The organism is Bacillus zhangzhouensis, assembly GCF_000715205.1.
GTDB classification, from domain to species: domain Bacteria; phylum Bacillota; class Bacilli; order Bacillales; family Bacillaceae; genus Bacillus; species Bacillus zhangzhouensis.
In genome coordinates this window covers 1-23728 of record NZ_JOTP01000019.1, presented here as the reverse complement: position 1 = coordinate 23728, position 23728 = coordinate 1, and the positions used below count along the sequence as shown (strand labels likewise).

The window sequence follows — 23728 nt, the reverse complement described above, 5'->3', positions numbered from 1 at the left end:
GAGATGAGGCGTATGGGTTTTGTTAAAGCGTTAATTGAACGCTTTTTACTACATGAAGGACCGGCTAAATCTGCTGAGCTTGCTTATTTCTTTTTACTTTCATTATTTCCGTTTCTCATCTTCGTGCTGACGCTCGTTGGATATTTGCCGCTGACGTCGAAGGATGTCCTAAGCGTCATCTCTGGTTATGCGCCAGAGGGGGCGCTTTCGATGATTGAATCCATTGCCGAAGAGACGCTGAATAGCCGGAACGGCGGATTATTGTCATTCGGGATTATTGCCGCCCTTTGGTCTGCATCTAACGGCATTAATGCGGTCGTCAGAGCGTTTAACCACGCTTACGAAGTTGAGGAAAATCGTTCCTTCATTCTCGTACGTTTAACATCGATCATCTTAACCATTGCGATGGTTCTTACGATTATTTTTGCCTTGATGCTGCCTGTCTTTGGCAAAGAGCTTGGTTTATTTGTTGCCAAATTAGTCGGGCAGTCAGATGCCTTCCTCACCATGTGGACAGCCATGAGATGGATCATTAGTCCGCTGATTTTAATGATTGTTTTTACATCCTTATATTATTTTGCCCCAAACATCAGGCTGAAATTGAAATTTGTTCTGCCAGGCGCCATTTTTGCGTCGGTCGGTTGGATTCTGGTTAGCATGCTGTTCTCATTTTACGTAGGCGAGTTTGCCAACTACAGTGCAATGTACGGTAGCATCGGGGGGATCATAATTTTGATGATCTGGTTTTATTTAACCGGCATCATGATTATCCTCGGAGGCGAGCTCAATGCGCTTTTACATAAGCGTAAAATCGTACCAGGCAAGCTGTAAAGAAAACAGGGCATCCTAAAGAAGAACAAACGAGTTCAATCTTGATAGATGGGGGAATCACATATGTCCAAACAATCGAAAAAAGGCGGAAGCAACACAAAACAAAACAAAGGTCATCAGCCAAAGCACAAAACAAGCGGTAGTGCGAACGGGCAAAATGGATATCATTAAATGAAAAAAACTCCTCTGCATAGGCGCAGGGGAGTTTTTTAATTAGTAATGGATTCATTGGGAGTTTCAAGCACTGCCGTTGTTCGCCCAAATCGAACGCAGAAAAATACGAATAATATCACGATGCTGACAAGGTAAAGTAAATTCATCCCCTCAAACGTTTGAACAAAGATTCCTCCTAGAACCGGTCCAAGAATACTGCCTGCACTAAACGCCATCCCGCACATTAAATTACCGGCAGGAAGCAGATGCTTTGGCAATAAGTCGGTCATATAACTGATGCCGAGTGAGAATGTAGAGCCTACAGCCATTCCGGCAATAAAGAAACAGATCGCAACAGCCAAAACGGATTGAATGAAAATACCTGCCAAAAGGAAAAAGAAGGATCCAGCGAGTGTGACACATAAAATGATTCGGCGTCTGCCAAACCGGTCGCTGAGCATCCCGAGAGGAAGCTGAAATACAATGCTTCCAATGGCAAAAGCAGGTAAAATAAACGCAACAGCATCTACAGTCACCCCGCTTCTTAGTGCATACACAGGGAAGTTACTATTGAGCGTCGTTTCTAAAAAGCCGTAGCAAAAAGGCATCATAAAGGCCACCCAGCCAAATTGAAAGGCTTTTTTGAAGCGCTTCAAACTGTTTGTTTGCTCTGACGTCTGCATTTCGCCCGTATCTGGATATGTATTTTTTAAAACAAACACAAGCAGCCAAATGCATAAGCTAACAGCACCAGACACGATAAAAGGCAATGATGGATTGATCTCAATGAGTGGCGTTAAAAAAGGCCCAGCGGCAAAGCCGAGTCCAAAGGATAACCCGTACAATGAAATATTCCGTCCGCGATTTTTAGATGACGAAGCGTAGGTCACCCAAGTCTGTGTGGAGAAATGCAGCATATGGTCACCAATGCCAATCATAAGCCGCAGGAAGAACCAAACGACATAAGATTCAAAAAAGACAAAGCTGAACAAGCTTAAAAAGACAGCAGCGCCTCCAATTACGATTAACGGTTTAAAACCAAAACGGCGAAGCGGCGCTTCCATAAAAGGAGAGGCAAGCAGCACGCCAAGATATAAGCCTGTGGCATGTAGTCCGTTTAACGTAGGAGAAGTGCCAGCATGTTCGAAAATAATGGATATGACAGGAAGTAACGCTCCCTGTGAAAAGCCAGATACGGATACAAGTAAAATTAAAATCATAAAGTGAATTCTCGGCATAAGATGCTCCTTACAAGTTCATGCTTTCATCGTACAATGGAACCATAGGGGTTTCAATAGAAAGGTGGTAAAGGAATGAAGCTGACATACGAAAATGATCGGTGGGTGGCAAATACTGATGATGGACAACTACATATTTCAGGAAAAGAAGAAGCTGGATACCGGCCATATCAGTTGTTCACCTCAGCCATTGCAGGTTGTTTTGGAGAAATGCTTACTCATGTATGCGGGAAAAAACGAATATCCTATGAAGGGCTGACCATCACACCTGAAACGACAAGAGAAGGAGCGGCCAACAAAATCTCCCGCATCCACTTACATATAATCTTTGAACGTATCAGTACCTCTGATGAACAAATAGAAAAAGTGATGAAGCTTGCGATGAAGCATTGTTCCATGGTGCAATCCGTTAAAGGAAGTATCGACATCACCATGTCACACGAGCTAATCTAAATGTATACGATGCCGGTCCTCACGAAAGAATAACAGTCAGACATATGTAAAGGAGAATGGCTGTATGAATCGTTTGTTTCTGGTAATTGTCGCAATCGGTGTTCCGCTATCTGTCATTGGCAGTTTTCTTCATTTCCCGCAGGTTGTCATGTTCGCCGTTTATTGTATCGCCATTATTGGTCTTGCTAGTTTTATGGGAAGAGCCACAGAAAGTCTTGCCATCATTGCGGGGCCAAGAATTGGTGGACTATTAAACGCCACATTTGGAAATGCAGTGGAGTTAATCATTTCGTTTTTTGCTTTAAAGCAAGGGCTGACTGCCATTGTACTTGCTTCATTAACTGGATCGGTCATCGGGAATTTACTGCTCGTGGCAGGGCTGTCTTTTTTCGTTGGCGGGTTAAAATATAAGCGTCAAGAATTCAATGTCCACGATGCAAGGCACAACTCTGGCTTGCTCATGTTTGCCATCATTGTGGCGTTTGTCATTCCAGAAGTGTTTTCTATGGAGATGGCAGAGGATAGACAATTCGTTTTAAGTATTGGCATTAGCATTGTGATGATTTTGCTTTATGTCGCAGCGCTTTATTTCAAACTGGTCAGCCACCGCGGGGTCTATGTCGCCAAGCAGGAGAGCATGAACGGTAAATCAGAGACGGAAGAAGAGACACCTGAATGGTCCGGGAAGTTTGCCACTGTGATTTTACTGCTTGCGACGGTGGCAGTTGCGTATATTTCAGAGCGGCTCGTTCATACATTTGACACGGTGGGAGCACAATTTGGCTGGAGTGAGCTGTTTATCGGGGTCATTATTGTCGCCATCGTCGGCAATGCAGCAGAACACGCCTCTGCTATCATCATGGCGTATAAAAACAAAATGGATGTGGCAGTGGAAATTGCCTTCGGCTCAACGCTTCAGGTCGCCATGATGGTGGCGCCGATCCTTGTCATCAGCTCTCTTTTTTTCGAAAAGCAGATGCCGCTGATTTTTTCCTTACCGGAGCTCATTGCCATGGCATCCTCTGTCTTACTGACGGTCATTCTATCAAATGATGGTGATACGAACTGGTTTGAAGGGGCCACATTACTCGCTGCCTATTTCATTATGGCGATTGGATTTTTCCTTTTATAATCTTTTGTGGATAAGGGACGTCTTTGCGGAAAATACTATGGAAAAATGAATGAGAAAGAGTGATGATATGAAAAAGATGCCCCGCATCATGTTTGTTGTTCTCTTATCCTTAAGTTTTCTATACAGCTTTCCAGCAGAGGCGGCTAAGCCGTTTAAGGTTCCATCCTCTGTCGCCAGTATTTCAAAGGAGAATACGTATCCGAATGCGTCACAGGATCAGCCGCTGCTTCAGCCGAGCGAGCTGACAGCCGAATTGTTCAAAACAACGAATGTACCGATTGAGAATACCCATTTGATCAAAATGCTGAATGAATCCAGTATCTCAGGAACACCTTTAGCTGTTGGATACCGGGCGACCATCTTCCTTGGAAGATGGGCACTGAGCTACGATTCAAATGAGACAGTCGCCAACTGGGAATATAAAAAAGTGAACACCAATCACATTGATAACAGAGGCGGCACCAAAACAGCCATTGGCAAATATGTTCAAAAGCAGCAAGTGAAAGTAAGCGGCGGGCTCACAGCAAAGGTACCAAACCCAGAAGATGTGAAAACATTGATGATGCAAAAAGCCATGCAAAAAACAAAGCTGCCGCTCGCCTTCGACACGGTGATTGGCGCAGGAACAAAACGAGATCAGTCCTACCACGTATCTCCGAAAAAAGCAGCATCCCTGCATGCCTACGCTCCAGCCATTAACGAAAAAGGAAAGGTCACATACGGGGAAGTGTACCTTGTGCTAAAAGGGAATAAACGCAAACTTGTCGTAAAAAATGTGACTTCACAAGGAATCGGCGCTTGGATTCCTGTTCAGGATCACCTGACGTTTGGGTTTCAGGGGATGAATTAAAACAGTCATCTCCTCTATTGATAAGAGGAGATGACTGTTTTTTTGCTAATAGGTTTTATCTTTTTTCTTTTTCATTTCATTTATGTAAAAGTCAAAGGCATTATATAAAAACCAAGCAATGAACAGAAAGAAGATGACTTTCGTAAACGTCGTCAGGTTGTTGAAAATAAAGCATAGGGAAACAAAAGGTATGATCATAAATCCATAATACGAAAACCACCATGTTTTAAAAATGAAACTCAGCTTCTTGAATATGTGTATCATTTAGCAATTTATTCATATGTTACAATTTTATGGTTAGTTCGTAAACCTTTTTGACAAACAAAAAAGCCGTTGTAGAAGCTCGATCAATCGAGCGACTACAATGGCTTCTATTTTTCCTTATTCCCCTAAATCCACATTATGATAAACCTGCTGCACGTCTTCAAGCTCTTCTAATACATCGATGAGTTTTTCAAATTGTGCTTTAGATTCCTCATCTAATGTTACTTCGTTTTGTGGAAGCATTGTGATTTCGGCGACAGTGAATTCTTCGACACCGGCTTGTTTGAATGCTTCTTGTACGTGATGGAATTGATCTGGCTCAGCGTAGACGATGACCGTTTGATCTTCTTCCATGATGTCACGTACATCAACGTCTGCTTCCATTAAAAGCTCAAGCGTTTCTTCTTCACTTTTCCCCTCGACACCGATCACCGCTGTTTGGTCAAACATGTAAGCAACAGATCCACTGACGCCCATATTTCCGCCGTTTTTCCCAAATGCTGCACGAACATCAGACGCTGTGCGGTTGACGTTATTGGTCAGGGCATCAACGATCACCATTGATCCGTTTGGACCAAATCCTTCGTAGCGCAGCTCATCGAAATTCTCTTCCGCACCGCCTTTGGCTTTTTCAATGGCACGGTCTACAATGTGTTTTGGGACACTATATGTTTTTGCACGTTCTAGGACAAAGCGAAGTGCTTGGTTTGATTCTGGGTTTGGCTCACCTTGTTTGGCAGCCACATAGATTTCACGACCGAATTTTGCGTAAATACGACTTGTATTGGCATCCTTTGATGCTTTTTTTTCTTTAATGTTGTTCCACTTACGACCCATCTTATTCACTCTCTTTCACTTAGTAAATACACAGTATGAGGGTCCCCATGCTGCATGAAATCATTCTGCTCTCTATTATACATGAATTAGTCAAGTGGATAGAAGTAAGAGGGCTGAAATGAAGAGAATTCCTTACCGGATGTGTCCAAGCTGTTCAAGCGTCTCATGAGGTCTAGTCAGCTCGTCACACTTCATTCATAAACAAAAAATAACCTCATAAGAATGAGGTTATTTTGCAGGCTGAGGATACACGAGATCTTCAAGCAATTTGACATCGTGCTCATGAAGCTGCTTGATGATTTCTTTACGTACAGCGAGGGCGGCTTCGAAGTATTTTTCATCTTCGACCATCCCTTTCACAGTGATTTCTATTCCGCGATTGAGCTTATTGAGGCCCATAATTCCATGAACCTGAAAGGGTTCAATGGCGTTTTGGAATTCATCTTTTTTGAGAAAATCATGATGCATTTGATTCAACTGGTCACAAGCTGATTCGAGCGCTTGAAAGGCGATGTCTGGGTTCTGATTTGCACTAATTAACACCGACTCTGTGATACGCATGTAATGTATGTTGTAATTTTGAATTTGCCGGATGTCTCCGTTAGAAATGGTTAACAGCTTGCCGCTCCATTCTCTAATTTGCAGAGAACGGAGACCAATTTCTTCAATGGTTCCATTAAAGAGATTATTCACCGTCACATAGTCACCTTTATGAATCTGACGTTCATAGATCAGGAAGATGCCTGCTAAAATATCACGAATCAGCGTCTGGGCGCCAAAACCGATGACGATCCCGGCAACACCAGCACCAGCAAGAATTTTTCCAAAGTCATGAAAGAAAAGAGAAATGACATAGAACACAAAGCAAATCGAAGCTGTGTACTTCGTCACAGATTTGACCAAGCTCTCGATCGTTTTCTTCTTCTTATCTTCAATAAACTCCGTTCGTTTAAAGAAAATCTGAAGGGCTTTGTTGATGATAAAGACGGCAAGCCAAAGAACAAGTCCAACAATTAGAATTTCAATGTATTTGTTCTTGACCACTGTCAGAAATGTATCGTCCATTTATCGGTTACCCCCTGGCTGTACGAGAAGTAAAATCAACATCTTGATAATAGCTGTTTTTCACAAGAACATTCGGACCAAGGCATTGCACATTTGGACAATGACAATTCAGCTCTTTCGCTAATTTTGTGTCCATCCAGCGTGTATATGCAGATTGCAATGTATCGGTTTCAATGTTTCCAAGCGGCGGCGTATCGCCAAAGTCTGTCACAATAATATTCCCATCAAAAATATTTACATTCAACCTTGAGCGACCGTCAGGATCATTTCGTACAGTAACATTTTTCTCCTGGCGCAATCGCTTCAGGAGGCGCTGGTCTTCTTCATTTGTGCTGCATGAATAAAATGGCAAGGTGCCAAACAGCATCCATGTGTTCTCATCACGAATATCAAGCAGTTGATGAATCGCATCACGCATTTGCGGAAGTGTTAATGACTCAAGTGCACTAGCGAAATCGCTTGGGTACATCGGGTGAACTTCGTGGCGCTGACATTTCATCTCCTCCACGATTTGACGATGGATGTGTTCAATATAAGGAAGCGTGCGCTTATTGAGCATGGTTTCAGCAGATACTGTGACACCAGCTTTCACAAGCGCCTGACTATTTTCGATCATTCGATTAAATAATTTTTCACGCTGCTGAAAGGTTGGTTTTCTATCCATCATTGCAAAGCCGACCGTTGCAAACTCTTCGACAGTGCCCCAGTTATGTGAAATGTGAAGAACATCTAAGTACGGAATAATCTCTTCATATCGAGCCAAATCAAGTGTTAAGTTTGAATTGATTTGTGTACGGACGCCGCGTTCATGAGCATACTTTAATAAAGGTACGACATATTCCCTCACAGACTTGAGAGAAAGCATTGGCTCTCCGCCTGTAATACTTAGTGAGCGCAAAAGTGGGACTTCATCTAAACGGCGAAGCAGCAAATCAAGTGGCAGTGCATGTGGGTCCTTTGGCTGCAACGTATAGCCAACCGCACAGTGCTCACATCTCATGTTACATAAAGTCGTCGTCGTAAATTCAATATTTGTCAGCTTCATTTCTCCGTAATCCTGCACATCGAGATAGGCTTCCCAAGGGTCGTATGCAGGTGTGATCGGACGAAGTGCTGTTTTTTGGTTCATGGTATCTATCTCCTTTTCATTCGGGTAAACGTAGACCCGCCAACAGTTAATTTTAAGCCCCATGACCGTTATACGCAAGAGGGGAGACAATTGATTTATAAGGGAAAGAAAGATAAGCTATAAACAAATGCTAAAGGGAGTGTATCTATGGGCAAGGCAGCAGATAGTAAAGAGCAGCAGGTTGATTATTTAAAGAACCGATTAGATATGTTTATGAATGTGATTGATTCATTAGATCCCGAATCAACAGACGTTGAAGATATAGACAGATTGATCCAGATGATTGACGATCTAGAAGCGAAATATGAACGGTTTAAAAAAGATTGGAAGGAAGAATAGCTCGCACTTGTGCGGGCTTTTTTCTTTAAATTGGCAGGCGAATGGACGTATGAGTCTCGGTCATATTCTGCACAATAAAAGAAAAACCGGGAAGTGACGTAGATGAAAAAATATATGCTGATCTGTTTATGTGTGCTTTTTGTTTCAATGCCTCTGTCAGAAGCAGCAGCCGAGTCTAATAAGCCCATCCATTGGGGATTTGCTAAAAGCAAAGAGCACAAGCCAGCAGATGCTGGGAAGGAACTGACGACACTTTTAAAAAAGTATGATGCTTTCTATTTAGGAAACACGAAAAAGAAAGAGATTTACTTTACATTCGATAATGGTTATGAAAATGGGTACACACCCAAAATTTTAGATGTGCTGAAAAAACACCAAGTACCAGGCACCTTTTTTGTGACAGGGCACTTCGTGAAGGATCAGCCGCAGCTTGTGAAACGTATGGCAGAGGAAGGACATATCATCGGCAACCACTCCTATCACCATCCAGACTTAACGAAAAAAAGTGCGAAAGAAATCAAAGAAGAGCTAGGCAGTGTAAATGAAGCCGTGTACAAAATTACGGGAAAACAAGATAACCTCTATTTACGTCCACCGCGCGGGGTATTTAGCGAAAGAGTATTAAAGGAAACAAAGAGGCTTGGCTACCAAACCGTTTTCTGGTCAGTTGCCTTTGTGGATTGGCATATCCATCATCAAAAAGGAAAACAGTATGCCTACGATCAAATGATGAAACAGGCACATCCAGGTGCGATTTACTTACTCCATACCGTCTCAAGAGACAATGCCGAGGCACTGGATGATGCGATCACATCTCTCAAAAAACAGGGGTATTCCTTTAAAAGTCTAGACGATCTCATGCTTGAAAAAGTATGGCATCTGCCTCAGTTATAGAAAAAAGCTTGCAGAGAAACTGCAGGCTTTTTAGTTATTTAAAAATCCGAAACCACCCTTTATGCTTAAACCATAAAAGCATACCCGAGACGAGCAGACCCATGAAAATAAGCACGCCAAAATAGCCGTATTTCCAGTGCAATTCAGGCATGTTATCAAAGTTCATCCCGTAAACCCCAACGATAAAGGTCAGTGGAATAAAAATAGTCGACACAATCGTTAGTGTCATCATAATCGCATTCATCCGATTGGAATTCAGCGTCTGATAGCTGTCTCTTAAATCTGCTGTCATGTCTCTGTTCGACTCGACAATCTCTGTCAATTTCAGAAGGTGATCATAGATATCATTGAAATAGGCTTGCCGGTTTTTGTCGTTTTTCATCATATTAATGTTCACGATACGGTATAAAAGGTCTCTCATCGGAATAATGGTCCTTCTTAGCTTTAACAAGTCTGAGCGAATCCCGAATACTTCGTTCATTAAAGTACCATACGTTTTATGACCTTCTTCATCTTCAATCTCATTCAGCCTGTCTTCAATTTGATAAATAATCGGGAAATAATCATCAACCAGATCATCAATCAGCATGTAGGCAAGATGCTCAGGTCCACTATTTCGCGCGTGATCAGATGTTTTTAGCTTTCGAATCACACGATCAATGTAAGGTGCTTCCTTTAAGTGAAAGGTGACAATAAAACTTTCACCAACAAACAAGTCCACTTCCTCTGAACGAAGTGTTTTTTGATTGAGAGCATGAAGAACGAAAAATAAATACTCTTCATAAAAATCAAGCTTAGGCCGCTGCAAATAATGGAAGCAATCTTCAATTGAAAGCGGATGAAACTGAAAGAATTCCATCAGTAGCGCTGCTTCTTTTTCCGTTGGCGCATGAAAGTCAATCCAATACCAGGCGATATCGGGGCTTGAAAGCTGCTGCAATGTTGCATGTTCAATCAAGTCTCCGTTTTTTGTCACTGCAAGTTTTTTCAGCATATACACCCCTCCAGACTTGCATTATATCATGAAGCAGCGTGCACAAACTTATTCATCTTATCCACAAAAAAGCCGATCTCATAATTGAGATCGGTCCATGTGCGTGTATGATTGATGAATAAAAGCGAGAATTAAGGACGACGGAAGTTAACGAAACCACCGTTACGGTCAAACCAGCCTCTAAATGCCCAGTTGATGTAGCCGCCGTCACCTTTATTTGTGAAAGATCCATTTTCAAATACCCAAACTCCGTAAGTAATGCTTCCGTATTTCACAGTAGCGAACGTTTTGACACCGCTGAAACGAGTCTCGTAGCCTTGGCTTAAGTTAAATACCATGACATTGTATTTAGCGCCAGCAGCATAGAAAGCAGACTCCATTAAACCTTTGACAAAGCCTTCACGGTTTGTGTTTGCATTTGCAGCATTGATCAGTGCATTTGCAATTCCAAGAACGTCAAAGTTAATGTTTACGTTTGTTGCATTTGTAGATGCTTTACCTTCAGCAGCTTTGTTTAAAACAGTTTGCTGAACAGTTGTTGAAACTGGAGCAGTTTTTTGCTCAGCAGCATCAGCGAATACTGGTAGTGTTGAAGAAACAGCAGTGGCAAGGGCAACAGAAAGGATTGTTTTTTTCATTGGTCGGATCTCCTTTGTTTTTGAATTTTGGGTCTTCTTTTTCGTAAAATGTGAAACTAGGTGAAGCCGGTAATCAATGAGGTAAATATGTTCCTGCAAGATGAAACGAATGATTGCCTAATCCGCTTATTTCTTTGTTCACCTCCTTGATATGTCATAATTATACAAATATTTTTGAAATAGAAGATATCACCCATAGGTTCTATTTCTAATTTAAGGAAAATGATCCTAAAATGTTGAGGGATTGTGTCGAATATTAGCTATATTCGACTAAAAATGTTCATCAATCCAAAAGGAGAATGACCAAGAATAAGGAATATATAACTGATAAATTCTTGTACTCTTTATATTTCAAAGTATTCAATATAGAGAATGATTCACGCAAAATGAAACAATCGCATCGGCGTGTGCTGGCAGAAAGGAAGAGGAAAAACATGTGGGAAAAACAGCTGGTGGTTGAGCCGCCGTATCACTTCGATCAAGTGCTAAGACGCTTATCAAGTGATCCATTAAAGGCAGTCAATTTGAATAGAAGAGAAATCAAAGTACCGATGAGGCTGAATCAAAAGCCGTACGTGGTGGTCGTTCAAGCCACAGGAACAAAAGAAGCGCCTACATTCCGGGTGCAAGCAAACGGCCCTGAGGAACCAATCATTTCTGAGGTGAAGCGGATTTTTGGCATGGAGCATCAATTACACGTTGTTCATCACCATTTTTCTCAAACAAATCTTGCGTCGATTTTCGAACGTCATATCGGAACACCGCTCATGCTGGACTTCCATTTATATCATTGTTTGATGAAATGCATCATTCATCAGCAGCTCAATCTTGCGTTTGCTTATGAGCTCACGAAACGGTTTGTTCATTCGTACGGTGAGCAAATAGAAGGCGTTTGGTTTGATCCTTTACCGGAAACCATCGCATCCCTTGAAACAGACGATTTGAGAAAGCTTCAATTCAGTCAGCGAAAGGCGGAATACGTCATTGATGTATCAAAGCGAATTGTGAGCGGCTCTCTGGATTTGGAGGAATTACACGACTTAACGGATATCGAAATCGAAGAACGTCTGCTTCCGATTAGAGGGATTGGACCTTGGACAGTTCAAAATGTTCTCATGAATGGGCTTGGAAGACCCAATCTCTTTCCGATGGCAGATATCGGTATTCAAAATGCGATTAAGCGGCACTTTGACCTGCCTGAAAAGCCAACAAAAGAAGAGATGGCAGCATTAAGCAAGGAGTGGACCCCTTATTTAAGCTACGCTTCTTTATATTTATGGAGAAGCATCGAGACAGACAAATAAATAAAACGCATTTTCTCTCTTTGTCCAAGTCATGATATACTAATGAGATGGAATAAAATGAGGACAACCTATAAAGGTTCAGATAGAACGGAGAGAATGAATTGAACGAAAAACAGCAAGGTGCCCTTTTGCAAAAAGGACAGCAGTTCCCGCTTACCATTAAACGCCTTGGCATTAATGGTGAAGGGGTCGGTTATTTTAAAAAGCAAGTGGTCTTTGTCCCGGGTGCGCTTCCAGGTGAGGAAGTGGTCGTTGAAGCAACAAATGTACAGGCAAAATATGCAGAAGGTACGGTTAGGAAAGTGCGAAAACGCTCGGAGCATCGAGTGAAACCGCCATGTCCAGTATACGAGCAGTGCGGTGGCTGTCAGCTTCAGCATTTGGCGTACGAGCAGCAGCTAAAGGAAAAACGTGATATTGTCATTCAATCAATGGAACGACACACGAAGCTATCGGTCGAAACGCTAGACATTCGACCAACGATCGGCATGGAAGATCCGTGGCACTACCGGAACAAAAGTCAGTTCCAAGTAGGGCGATCTCATAGCGGTGACATCATCGCTGGGCTTTATGGACTGAATTCTCATAAGCTTGTACCGATCAAGGAATGTATCGTTCAGCATCCGAAAACGAACAAAACAACGGGCGTTGTCCGCAAAATTTTAGAGAAATTCGGCGTATCGGTTTACAATGAACGGACAAGAAAAGGTGACGTGCGATCGATTGTCGTGCGAGTTGGCTTTGAAACAGGTGAAGTACAAGTCGTTCTTGTCACATCAAAACCTGAATTTCCAAAGAAAAAAGAAATTGCCGAAGCCATTCAAAAACGTCTGCCAGAAGTGACATCCATTATGCACAATATCAATGGCGAAAAAACGTCTGTCATTTTTGGACATAAGACATCACACTTAGCAGGCAACATGGTCATCCAAGAATTTTTAGGAGACGTTTCATTTGAACTAAGTGCACGTGCATTCTTCCAATTGAATCCGAAGCAAACGCTAAAGCTATACGACGAAGCGAAAAAAGCAGCCAAACTGACAGGAAAAGAAAAGCTTGTCGATGCGTATTGCGGTGTTGGGACCATTGGGATGTGGCTCTCAGATGGCGCCAAAGAAGTAAGGGGAATGGATGTCATCAAAGAATCAATTGATGATGCCAAGAAAAATGCCAAAAAACATGGTATGAAAAACACAACCTATGTGACAGGAACAGCGGAACACTGGCTGCCAAAATGGGTCAAAGAAGGCTTCCGTCCTGACGTCATCGTCGTGGACCCGCCAAGAACAGGCTGCGAAAGCACCTTCCTAGACACCGTCAAACAAGTCAAACCAAAACGCTTTGTCTACGTCTCTTGCAACCCATCCACACTAGCAAAAGACCTTGAGTACATGTCAAGAGACTACAAGATCGAATACATGCAGCCAGTGGATATGTTTCCGCATACGGCGCATGTGGAGACCGTTGTATCGCTCGTGAAAAAATAGACTTTAAATCAAGGCTCGAAAATCAATATTAGATTTTCGAGCTTTTTTTGTTTTGCGGGCATTTCTTTCATCAGACTTTTTTCTAAATGAACATCAACACTTGCAATATTTAAATTAGTACTATATAGTACTAATTATGACAAAGGTAAAATTAATGAATCAAAAACGTGTACTTGAAGTAGCTGCAACATTATTTTTAGAAAAAGGGTTTGCTTATACAAGCATGGATGAATTAGTACGTGTAAGCAAAGTATCAAAGTCTAATGTGTATTATCACTTTTCTAATAAGGAAGAATTATTAGAAGGAGTCGTTGATTATTGGATTGACATGTATCAATCTGCAATTGATGACGTACTGTCTCAGAACCAATTTTTAGTTGAAGATCGTATTCAGCTGTTTTTAAAGCAATTATCACAAGGGGTTCAGTCGAGAGACTATAAGGGCGGCTGTCCATTTATTACTCTTTATATTCAAAGTCCTACACAGGCCACGCAAATTAAAGAAAAAATAGGTCTTTTTTTTACAGGATTACAAAAGAAAGTATCTTTATTACTGAAACAAGGAGTAGAGAAGGGAGAATTCAGACATACGATTCAGATTGATGAGGTGGCATCACTTTTTATTACAAATCTTGAAGGAGCGTTATTTATTTCAGAAACATTGAAGGATGCAACTGTCATCACGAAAACAGCAGATCATTTATTTAACTTGCTTCGATAAAAGAAGCATTTTTTTTACACTAAATTAGTACTGGGTGGTACTAAAAAGGAGATTTCATATGAAAACAGTATTTTTAATTGGTGGAACAGGCTTTATTGGAAAGCAGTTAGTCGAAGAATTAGTGAAAGAGGATGTGAACATTCTTCTTTTAGTAAGGTCAAAAAGTAAAGCAACACGCATTTTTCAAGAAAGAGGCATTTTAAAAGAGGCAGTGATGCACTTTGTTGAAGGTGATTTGACGAAAGTCGATTTGGGTCTAAGTCCTGAAGTTCAGGAGAGGGTATATAAAACGGATGTGATCATTCACGCAGGAGGACCCATGGATATTCAAGCAACCAGGAAAGAGGCAGCTTCTGTCTTTTTGAATGGCGCCAAACACATTAGTGAGTTAGCTAAAAGTATTCATCAATTGAAGGGCTTGCAGCAATTTATTCATGTTGTCGGTTATATGAGTCCCTTTGATGATCAAAATAGTAAGATTGCAATTGATGTGTTTAAAGAAGGAAACCATTATTTGAAAATAAAAAATCCCTATGAGAGAACAAAATTTTTAGCAGATCTTTATATCCGTCAACAGGCATTAGCAGTAGGTTATCCGCTTTCTGTCATTAATCCGCCAACTGTCGTCGGTAGTAGTCAAACAGGGAGTACAGAGCAAATTGCAGGATTGGGTTTGCTTGTGAAGAGTATGCGAAGAGGGCTCATGCCAGTGATTCCTGGAGGTAAGGACTATCGGTTACCACTTATTTCAAACGATGAGTTTGCGAAGTTTATTGTGCAGGTTTTCAGATTGGAGCAGCCAGCTATTCAAACATATACGCTTGTTGAAGACTGGCAGCACGATCAGAACATTGGTGAATTATTAAGTATGATGTCAGAAAGTATGAATATGAGGGCACCAAAAACCTCTGTCCCAATGCCACTGATGAAAGCTATTATGAATAGTGGCGTAAGTAAAATAACAAACATTCCTTCTGATGGACTGAACTTTATGACAAAACGAACATTTTCAAATGTTGCAGTAAAAAAAATAATGGGAGAAGATTGGTTTAAGAAGACGAGTGTCATGAAATTTTTCCCTGCTGTAGTAGCTGATCTGGATTATCGAATGATGAATCCAAACGGTAAGGATGATCATTTATTTAAACGAACACTATGTGATAACACGACCCTTTACCAATTAAAAGGAGAGGGTAAACCGTTTATTTTATTACATGGTTTATTGAGTGATGGAGAGGATTTATTCCCCTTAGCACAAGAGCTACATGAAAAAACGGGTCAACCTGTATGGATCTTGGATCTTCCAGGCTTGGGACGTTCTCCTTTTAAACGAGAGAAACATCTTCTAGATATGTATTTGAATGTCGTGAAAAAGTTATTGGAGAAAGCGACGAATGGTGCACATCTAATCGGCCATTCATTTGGTGCGTATATTCTTCTAGAGGCATTGGTACAAGAGTACATCGATAAGAAGTATTCAATCACTTTACTTCAGCCACCAGTTGATAAGAAAAATGCTAAATTGCTAAATGTTCCTCAATTGATGAACAAATGGACATTGAAATGGGCAACGACTAATATGATAGGGCGTTATGTATTAAGGAATGGTTTGTTTGAAAATACGGAGAGCATCCCTGAACATTATATTGAAAAAGTCAGAAATAGTTTTACGTCTCCTAGAATATTAAATACGACGGTTCAGCTTAACAGCTTACTACAGAAAACCGATCAAGATGATTTCAATGAAGTCACAAAGGATCGTCTTTATATTATTTGGGGGGATTATGACAAAGGCTATTCTGCCCCGTCACATCTTGGCAAGGTTGATTTTGTTCCATATGGTCATCATTTCCCACTTAGCCATCCGAGTGAAACGGCAACATTGGTCATAAAGCAGATGAGGGTATGGGATAAATAAAAGGTTTGAGGTAGACCATCTACTCAAAACGAAAAATGAGATGTTTATGACAAGTGAGCACAATTTTTCGTTCTGGGGGGTAGACCAGTTTGGCTATAAGCGGAAATGGACAGAAAAGCAAAAAAGAGTAAAGCCGGGTGAAGCAATTCACAATAGATAACACTGTCATAGTCAATTTCTATTTGTATTTTCACCATTCATTATTTTTACATCAATTTTATTTGAGCTCATAAAATTCGACTCCATTCCTTCATTTTTTAAAAGATCTTGAAAGTCATATAGCTAAACAGAAATAATAGGTAAATATGTTATAGTGAAGGAAATCATTTTTTACAGGGAGTTATTAAATATGAGACTGAAAGAATATGAAACATAACAATTTTATACATTCGTAAGAGGCCCACCAAATATTTAATTATTAAAACTGCAAAATGAGTATTGGAGGGCTATTATGAATGACAAACAATTTACTTCGTTAATAAAACAAGCAGATGAACCTTTTGTTGGGTGGGATTTCGCATTCATATCTGAAACTGGAAGAATGAAAAGCGATATGCTTTCGTGGTCATATGGTAGTATAGCTACTTCTCTTGTTCAAAATGCAAGAATAATGCTAGATATGGGAACAGGTGGTGGAGAATTTTTATCAAAGTTAAGACCTTTTCCATCATCAGTTTATGCTACAGAAGGTTACATGCCTAATGTACCTATCGCAAAAGAACGATTAACACCTTTAGGCGTTAAGGTAGTTCAAATTGATGAGGATGAAACTCTTCCGTTTGAGGATGGGAAATTTGATCTTATCATCAATCAACACGAGTCATTTTCATCTAAAGAGGTGAGAAGAATTATCTCGAAAGAAGGTATTTTTCTAACTCAACAAGTAGGTGGACTCGATTGCATAGAGATTAATGAAAATCTAGGGGCATCAATAAATGAGGAATTTATTGATTGGAACTTAAAGCTAGCTTTAAAAGAAATACAGGAGAATCATTTTGAGGTTTTGAGAAGTGCTGAAGAGTTTCCTATTCTAAGATTTTATGACATTGGTGCATTGGTGTATTATCTGAAAGCAATTCCTTGGCAAGTGCCAGATTTTGAAATAAGTAATTTCAAGGATGAATTATACACCATTCATAAAACTATTGAACAAAAAGGTTATTTTGACGCAAAACAACACCGATTTATTATTTTAGCTAAAGCAATTTAGTTGGAAATAGAGATTCGATATATTCGAAAGCTCCATCCTAATTTTGAATCAATGATACTCCTGTTACATGCTAAAATCATTAAAAATGAAATATCCACTTACTTTTAGTAAATAAAGACTGTCCGTGATTTGAATACTGGTGTCTAGCTGGTAGGATGATCACGGATTTTTTTATATACTGATCCATAGGAATGAAATAGAGGAGGATGAGAATGAGCCAATTCGATATTCTAACAAAATACATATCAATGCTTCAGGAAGATCCTATTGGAGAATGGGTGATCGATCAAGAAAATGATGGAACAGCTGAACATCCGATTCAAATGCCTTTTGTGAAATATTCCGAAACGGTCCGTCACTTGATTGAAGATATTTATACCTTTGCAGAACAACACGAAGGGATGGGGTTTATCCGCTGCAGAGAGATCCTTAGAGAAAATGGGATTGAATCGGGAATGAATGATATGGAGAATGTGGACATTTCAAATTTAAATGCGCAGTGTGTGCTTGCTCTTATGATGGAGGTTGTGAGAGCCGAACGATTTAGCGAGGGTGCCATACTCAATTTCTTTAAAAGCGGAGCTATTGTAAAGTGCCTGGAAAGATTGGATTGTTTGGAGTGATCAAATGAAAAGTAAAACAGATGCAGCCAACACTTTTCCTCCTATAAAAATAGAAGAAATTGATCACATTTTATTAAATGATCTTGATGCAATAAAAATGGAAAAAGAAGATGAGCGTATAAAATTCATTTTACAAGATCCCTATTGTCCTGATAAAAGTGATATTCACAGTGTGTATGTCATCTATAAAAAGTCTATACTCAATTTACTTGAAGGCAGGATTCGTTCTATTCATAGTCATGAATTCATGAGTGCTAAGAAAAAAGATCGAACGATTTCTAAAGAAGATATAGAATATGTACTAGAGATGGCTACAGTTGTGGTTCTTACAAGTGAAAATAATGGAATATTAACAAATTATTTTTATAGCGGAGTCGGTGAAAGGTTAGATCGTATTTTTAATCTATGCTTAGGTTATTCTTCAGATTTACAGAAAAAAGAGAACAAAGCAAGTTTGCAACGGTTTATGAATGATATAAAGATTGTTGCAGAGATGGGATTGTTAGAAAAATTTTAGGATCATGAGCAAAACCTAGATGTTAGAGAAATCTAGGTTTTTTCGCGCTTTTGAAAAATTTATTCAACTTCATGTTGACCTTCCCCTTAACTGAAAGGTTTATACTTTGATCAGATCAACAAAACGGAGGAGATGCAGGATGTTCAAGATCGGCGATTTTTCTATGTTAAGTAAAGTGCCTGTTAAAACCTTAAGGTATTATGACCAAATTGATTTATTAAAGCCTAAGCAGATTGATCAAGATTCAGGATACCGTTATTACTCAGCTGAACAGCTGCTTGAGGTCAACCGAATTTTTCTGTACAAGGAATTGGGCTTTACGTTAAAGCAAATGGCTCAGCTTCTTCGTGAAGATATCTCAGTAGAGCAAATTCAGGGCATGTTTCTGCTGAAAGAAAGTGAAATTCAGCAATTGATCGAGAGAGAACAACAGAAATTAGCGCGTATTAAGGAGCGGATGCACCTCATCAAACGAGAGGGATGTGTTGAAAAAGAACAGGAGGTCATCATCAAATCCGTTGAAAGCAAACGCATCATGTCTTTTCAATCCAACGGAGCTGTTGACGAAATTCCTTCATTCTTTCAAATGTTTCATCATTTATTACTTAAACATCAACAAGAATCGATCTCTGGACCACAAGTAGTGCTATGGAGGGAATCATTCGAAAAAGAAAGTGAGTTCGAGTTTGAGGTGGGGTATTCCGTCAAAGCGTTAAGGGGCACTCTTCCTCAAGGAATCAAGATACGTACGTTACCTGCTGAAGAAACCATGGCGACACTATTATTTCATTCACATTCTCCATCCGCACAAACAGCTTGTATTGACCTGGCGACATGGATCGAAAATAATGGATACCGCGTGAAAGAAGACCAGCCGGGCCGAGAGATTTATTACCCATTGTCTGAAAATGAAGAAGGCAGACTCATTGAAATTCAAATTCCTATTATAGATGAAATCAAATCGTAAACATTGCCCAAAGGAGAAACGTCACGATGAAAAATAAAACCGTTGTCTATTTACTTGCATTAGCAGCCTTTTTAATCGGAACAATCGAATATATCATTACAGGCATTATCCAGATGGTCGCAGATGATCTACATGTCACGACGTCTGCCGCTGGATTATTGGTCACGTCTTTAGCGCTCTCAGCGGCAATCGGCGCACCGATTGTCATTGCACTGACCATCAATATAGACCGCAGAAAAATACTGTCATGGATGCTGATTATTTTTATTTTAAGTAATTTCATCACAAGTGTCAGCCATTCGTTTGAAATGGTGATGATGACAAGGATTTTACAAGGAATCAGTGGGGGAACGGCTATTGTGGTGGCAATGGCTGTTGCGACTCGTCTTGTAGAACGTGAAAAAAGAGGAACTGCTATTGGTATCATTTTAATGGGACTCAGCAGCTCCTTGGTTTTAGGCGTTCCAATCGGGACATTTTTAAGCAGTATGATCGGATGGAAAGCATTATTCGCAGCCATTGGATTGATCACGCTTATTCCGCTGATTGTTGTGTATAGGCGGATTCCCTCTATGAAAGAACAAGAACCGGTGACGCTTCGTATGCAGTTATCGATTTTAAAAGATAAGCGAATATTACTCGCGGTGGCAGTGACGCTATTCTATGTAGGTGGATATTCCACGTTATTTACCTATTTAACGCCCTTCCTGCAAGCATCAGCAAACCTTAGCATCACAGAAATCAGTGGTATTTTGTTACTAGCAGGAATATGCAGCTTTTTGGGTTCCAGTCTGGGAGGGATGGCGGCAGATAAAAAAGGCCCAATATTCACGATTTTCTCAGGAATCATTTTGCAAATCATCATGCTCTTGCTGCTATCATTTGTCACAGGTAATCTCGTGGTCATGGTAGCTGTCATCATGATATGGATGATCGCTACATGGAGCACATCACCAGCTCAGCAGTTATATCTTGTCACACTTGTACCAAAATCTCCTGATATCGCATTAAGTGTCAATACATCATTTATTCAATTCGGATTTGCTTTAGGATCGGGTTTAGGGGGGCTTGTGATAAGCAGGACATCTGTATTGAACCTGAGCTGGATCAGTGCTGGAACGGTTCTTCTCGCTTTACTTATGACCATCCTGATGGTGGCGTTTGACCGAATCTCTCAGCATAAGAGTTTGAAGGTGATGGAGCAAGGAAGGTAACATGATAGATTCACTAGTGATCACACAAATTCAGTTTTGTATTGAGGAACTACTCATTTCGGGTAGTTCTTTTTTGCGATTTGAATAATGCACCAGCTGAGTTGTTTATTTGCTACAATAGGAGTGAATATCCAAAGATTAAAGGCATCAATTTTATATTAGCTTTTAGGGGTCCGAAAATAATGAATGTCAAACAAAAGTACTACTAGACAGGAGAGAATACATCATGCCAATAAGTGAGGAGATCATCAATCGAAAAGGTGCTCGAAAGGGGACTGATATCCCTCATGACGTCTTGATCCTTTTGAATCAGGGAAAAATAGAGAGTGTGAATTTAACTGAATGGCTGGCTGTCAATCATATGACGTTAATTTATCATGTTTTGCCATCCATTGGTTTAGACCATCATTTAGACGATGTATCATCTGAGGTCACTCAACAAAAGGCTGAGTCTGGAATGAAAGCAATTCGTCTCATCGGTCAATTGTTAGATGAAGTGCTACAGAAAGAGAATGGGGAAAAACAAGCGGAAGTGCTACAGGCATTTACTCACCACGTATCTGATAGCGTTCGCTGTTGGGCTGCTTATATGAACAAACAGCGTTTATCATCTTTGGAAGAGAAACTAGCGTACATTCAGCCATTTGCAGCTGATCACCATTTTGGTGTTCGAGAAATTGCTTGGATGTCAGTGAGAGAAAGTCTAAGTCATCAGCTCGACCAAAGTATAGAACATTTAACAGAATGGGCAAAAAGCGAGGATGAACATATTCGTCGATTCTCTGTAGAGGCGATCCGTCCGAGAGGTGTATGGACAAAGCATATTGAGTTATTAAAACAAGAGCCAGAGAGGGCACTGCCTATTCTAGATTACCTCAAATCTGATCCATCGACATATGTTCAAGATTCTGTAGGAAACTGGCTTAATGACGCTAGTAAGACACAACCAAATTGGGTCATAAATCTGTGTGAACAGTGGTTAAAAGATTCTGATACAAAAGCAACTAGGAGGATTGTCAAGAAAGCCAAAAGAACGATTGTGAAGGGGAATTTGTGAATAAGTACATGAACTGAATTTCCCTTTTTGGAGGGTATTTCTATCAATAGATCATTAGAAAGAAAGTCTCAAAGTTAGCTCAGTAAACTAACTGCCCCATTTCGTGGGGTTTTTCATTTATTATAAAAAATCTAGTCTCCTCAATTCTGCATTCTTTATATAGATCTTATCCTCTCATCGTCGTACTTTTGAATGAAATTGACTCAATAGAATTGACGTAAGAACCATGAATAGGCGAAGATGAAATAAAATGTAAGATAAAGGGAGACGAATAATGATACATATCGTATTTGGGGCAGCAACTGCTGGTAGTTTAAAACAAGCATTACGTGAAATGAAGCAAAAACCAGTGGAAGACATCATCACCTTTGATGATATCTACTCCATTGGCCCACTTACGCACTTACATGAACGTCGAGGACAAGAGACTCGTATTGAGTGGCTTCGTCATGTCATGTCCAATGAGTTTGGTGAATTTAATGATATGGTAATCAATCAGCAAATAATGATTCAACAAGTTAAGGATATAAAAGATGGATCACATATGATGATATGGATAGGCAACAATGCACACGAACAAATAGGTCTACGATTTGCCATCTATTTATTAAAAGGAAAAAACGTGGACGTGTCTGTCATCAATACAGCGATTGCATATGATCACCATTTTAATACAAAGACGATTCGCATGGACCTTCGACATACTGGGGAAAGCCCATCTGAAAAATTTAAAATCATTTATGAAAGTAAAAATCACTTTCACACCATTTCCAAGGAAGAAAGAGAACGATTACAAGAAGAGTGGCTTCACATTGCCGAAACAGATCATACACTTAGGATATGGCGAAATGAACAAACGATCAACGTATCAGAAGATGAATTTGATGCTTATTTAGTGAAAATGGCTAAGCGGCTTCATCTGTCCGAGCCAGAAGAGGAATACATCGTAACTCCACGCTTAATTGGAGAAGTCCTTGGTCATTTAGAACAATATATCGGAGATGATTTTATTGAGTATAGGCTAAAGAAGCTGATTGATCAAGGTGTTTTTGCCATGAAAGGAAAACGAACGTCCATGCGTTATTACTCGATAAAACTGACAACATTTGGTCATGAATTCAAAAAATGGGTATGCTGTCGTGATTTTGAGCATCAACCTTATGTGAGAATTGAAGGAACCTATGGTGGCGAACCTTTTCAATGCGGACATTGTCAATGTCATTTAGAAAGAGATGATGTACCTATAAGCGATGTACTATTCTCTAAAATATGGAATTGGGCCATACAGTATGGTTGTTGGTTTGATGAAGAAACAAATGACTTGCTGCCAGAAGGGGTAGAAATGGAAAAGAAGTTTAATCAGGCAGGCGAGTGTATAACGGAAGAAGTGAAGAATGCGTTATCTCCTAAGTATCAAGTCGAATATAGCCCCAGTGAAAGACAAGACATTTCATTTAAAGAATAAAATTCAATAGCACTGTACAAAATAAATCTTTACATCATTCCCCATCATCATGTAATATATGGAGAAATCAAAAGCGAAGAAAAGGACATGAGCAGCTTTTATCGGTTCACAGAGAGGGAAGTCACGGTGAAATCATGAAAGCAATTCGTCTCATCGGTCAATTGTTAGATGAAGTGCTACAGAAAGAGAATGGGGAAAAACAAGCGGAAGTGCTACAGGCATTTACTCACCACGTATCTGATAGCGTTCGCTGTTGGGCTGCTTATATGAACAAACAGCGTTTATCATCTTTGGAAGAGAAACTAGCGTACATTCAGCCATTTGCAGCTGATCACCATTTTGGTGTTCGAGAAATTGCTTGGATGTCAGTGAGAGAAAGTCTTAGTCATCAGCTCGACCAAAGTATAGAACATTTAAAAGAATGGGCA

At 40.2% G+C, this 23728-nt stretch carries 23 protein-coding genes and 1 pseudogene; 18 read left to right on the top strand and 6 right to left on the bottom strand.

All coding sequences use genetic code 11. The features are described from left to right. The first annotated feature begins 12 nt into the window (after positions 1-12). Positions 13-831 carry a YihY/virulence factor BrkB family protein gene (locus tag BA70_RS14155; protein ID WP_034323483.1) on the top strand — a complete coding sequence of 273 codons (819 nt, stop codon included), beginning with the start codon at positions 13-15 and terminating at the stop codon, positions 829-831. 209 nt (positions 832-1040) lie between these two features. Here the strand turns inward: BA70_RS14155 and BA70_RS14150 are convergent, their stop codons facing one another. Continuing rightward, entirely contained in the window at positions 1041-2222 is a 1182-nt protein-coding gene (locus tag BA70_RS14150) for an MFS transporter (protein ID WP_034323480.1), read from the bottom strand. Positions 2223-2297: 75 nt separating this feature from the next. Between BA70_RS14150 and BA70_RS14145 the strand changes: the two genes are divergently transcribed. From BA70_RS14145 to BA70_RS14135, 3 genes are all read left to right on the top strand, one after another. Then, the gene (locus BA70_RS14145; protein ID WP_034323477.1) at positions 2298-2675 is read left to right on the top strand and encodes an OsmC family protein; all 378 of its coding nucleotides are present in this window, start codon (positions 2298-2300) and stop codon (positions 2673-2675) included. 64 nt (positions 2676-2739) lie between these two features. Next, a complete protein-coding gene (gene cax, locus BA70_RS14140) occupies positions 2740-3807 on the top strand; it encodes a calcium/proton exchanger (RefSeq protein ID WP_034323475.1) in 1068 nt (355 codons plus the stop codon). A 67-nt stretch (positions 3808-3874) separates the two neighbouring features. Next, the gene (locus tag BA70_RS14135; protein WP_034323474.1) at positions 3875-4657 is read left to right on the top strand and encodes a YfkD famly protein; all 783 of its coding nucleotides are present in this window, start codon (positions 3875-3877) and stop codon (positions 4655-4657) included. Positions 4658-5038: 381 nt separating this feature from the next. Here BA70_RS14135 and BA70_RS14130 read toward each other — a convergent pair whose 3' ends face one another. The 3 genes from BA70_RS14130 to yfkAB all read right to left on the bottom strand — a co-directional run bounded on the left by BA70_RS14130 (position 5039) and on the right by yfkAB (position 7952). Beyond that, the gene (locus BA70_RS14130) at positions 5039-5758 is read right to left on the bottom strand and encodes a YebC/PmpR family DNA-binding transcriptional regulator (RefSeq protein WP_034323471.1); all 720 of its coding nucleotides are present in this window, start codon (positions 5756-5758) and stop codon (positions 5039-5041) included. Between the two features lie 228 nt (positions 5759-5986). Next, positions 5987-6823 carry a mechanosensitive ion channel family protein gene (locus BA70_RS14125; RefSeq protein WP_034323469.1) on the bottom strand — a complete coding sequence of 279 codons (837 nt, stop codon included), beginning with the start codon at positions 6821-6823 and terminating at the stop codon, positions 5987-5989. A gap of 7 nt (positions 6824-6830) precedes the next feature. Next, positions 6831-7952: a radical SAM/CxCxxxxC motif protein YfkAB gene (yfkAB, locus tag BA70_RS14120; protein ID WP_034323466.1), complete on the bottom strand. Its 1122-nt coding sequence runs from the start codon at positions 7950-7952 to the stop codon at positions 6831-6833. Between the two features lie 147 nt (positions 7953-8099). On the opposite strand from yfkAB, the gene BA70_RS14115 reads away from it, so the two are divergent. Together BA70_RS14115 and pdaA are read left to right on the top strand one after the other, a co-directional pair. Beyond that, positions 8100-8291, top strand: a complete 192-nt coding sequence (locus BA70_RS14115) for an SE1561 family protein (RefSeq protein WP_034323464.1) — start codon at positions 8100-8102, stop codon at positions 8289-8291. A gap of 114 nt (positions 8292-8405) precedes the next feature. Beyond that, positions 8406-9185, top strand: a complete 780-nt coding sequence (gene pdaA, locus BA70_RS14110) for a delta-lactam-biosynthetic de-N-acetylase (RefSeq protein ID WP_411266078.1) — start codon at positions 8406-8408, stop codon at positions 9183-9185. A 34-nt stretch (positions 9186-9219) separates the two neighbouring features. On the opposite strand, the gene corA is transcribed toward pdaA, so the two are convergent. Next, positions 9220-10179 (bottom strand): magnesium/cobalt transporter CorA, encoded by a 960-nt coding sequence (gene corA / locus BA70_RS14105; RefSeq protein ID WP_034323459.1) that lies wholly within the window; start codon positions 10177-10179, stop codon positions 9220-9222. 131 nt (positions 10180-10310) lie between these two features. Then, positions 10311-10817 carry a hypothetical protein gene (locus BA70_RS14100; RefSeq protein ID WP_034323456.1) on the bottom strand — a complete coding sequence of 169 codons (507 nt, stop codon included), beginning with the start codon at positions 10815-10817 and terminating at the stop codon, positions 10311-10313. A 434-nt stretch (positions 10818-11251) separates the two neighbouring features. Between BA70_RS14100 and BA70_RS14095 the strand changes: the two genes are divergently transcribed. From BA70_RS14095 to BA70_RS14040, 12 genes and pseudogenes are all read left to right on the top strand, one after another. Beyond that, complete coding sequence (locus tag BA70_RS14095) at positions 11252-12121, top strand: DNA-3-methyladenine glycosylase family protein (protein ID WP_034323451.1); 870 nt, start codon at positions 11252-11254, stop codon at positions 12119-12121. A gap of 101 nt (positions 12122-12222) precedes the next feature. Beyond that, positions 12223-13608 carry a 23S rRNA (uracil(1939)-C(5))-methyltransferase RlmD gene (gene rlmD, locus BA70_RS14090; protein WP_034323448.1) on the top strand — a complete coding sequence of 462 codons (1386 nt, stop codon included), beginning with the start codon at positions 12223-12225 and terminating at the stop codon, positions 13606-13608. Positions 13609-13762: 154 nt separating this feature from the next. After that, the gene (locus tag BA70_RS14085) at positions 13763-14329 is read left to right on the top strand and encodes a TetR/AcrR family transcriptional regulator (protein WP_034323446.1); all 567 of its coding nucleotides are present in this window, start codon (positions 13763-13765) and stop codon (positions 14327-14329) included. A gap of 58 nt (positions 14330-14387) precedes the next feature. Further along, positions 14388-16247 carry an alpha/beta fold hydrolase gene (locus BA70_RS14080; RefSeq protein ID WP_034323443.1) on the top strand — a complete coding sequence of 620 codons (1860 nt, stop codon included), beginning with the start codon at positions 14388-14390 and terminating at the stop codon, positions 16245-16247. Positions 16248-16695: 448 nt separating this feature from the next. Continuing rightward, positions 16696-17457 carry a class I SAM-dependent methyltransferase gene (locus BA70_RS14075; protein ID WP_420834685.1) on the top strand — a complete coding sequence of 254 codons (762 nt, stop codon included), beginning with the start codon at positions 16696-16698 and terminating at the stop codon, positions 17455-17457. 212 nt (positions 17458-17669) lie between these two features. Next, entirely contained in the window at positions 17670-18080 is a 411-nt protein-coding gene (locus BA70_RS14070) for a DUF6508 domain-containing protein (protein ID WP_034323438.1), read from the top strand. A gap of 4 nt (positions 18081-18084) precedes the next feature. Further along, positions 18085-18597, top strand: coding sequence for a hypothetical protein (locus BA70_RS14065; RefSeq protein WP_034323436.1), 513 nt, complete (start codon positions 18085-18087; stop codon positions 18595-18597). Positions 18598-18736: 139 nt separating this feature from the next. Next, complete coding sequence (locus BA70_RS14060; protein ID WP_034323433.1) at positions 18737-19564, top strand: MerR family transcriptional regulator; 828 nt, start codon at positions 18737-18739, stop codon at positions 19562-19564. Between the two features lie 26 nt (positions 19565-19590). Next, complete coding sequence (locus BA70_RS14055; RefSeq protein WP_034323431.1) at positions 19591-20778, top strand: MFS transporter; 1188 nt, start codon at positions 19591-19593, stop codon at positions 20776-20778. A gap of 226 nt (positions 20779-21004) precedes the next feature. Then, positions 21005-21835, top strand: a complete 831-nt coding sequence (locus BA70_RS14050; RefSeq protein ID WP_034323428.1) for a DNA alkylation repair protein — start codon at positions 21005-21007, stop codon at positions 21833-21835. A gap of 274 nt (positions 21836-22109) precedes the next feature. Next, complete coding sequence (locus tag BA70_RS14045; RefSeq protein ID WP_034323426.1) at positions 22110-23300, top strand: DUF1835 domain-containing protein; 1191 nt, start codon at positions 22110-22112, stop codon at positions 23298-23300. 134 nt (positions 23301-23434) lie between these two features. Continuing rightward, a pseudogene (locus BA70_RS14040) lies at positions 23435-23728 on the top strand (DNA alkylation repair protein); the annotation flags it as partial.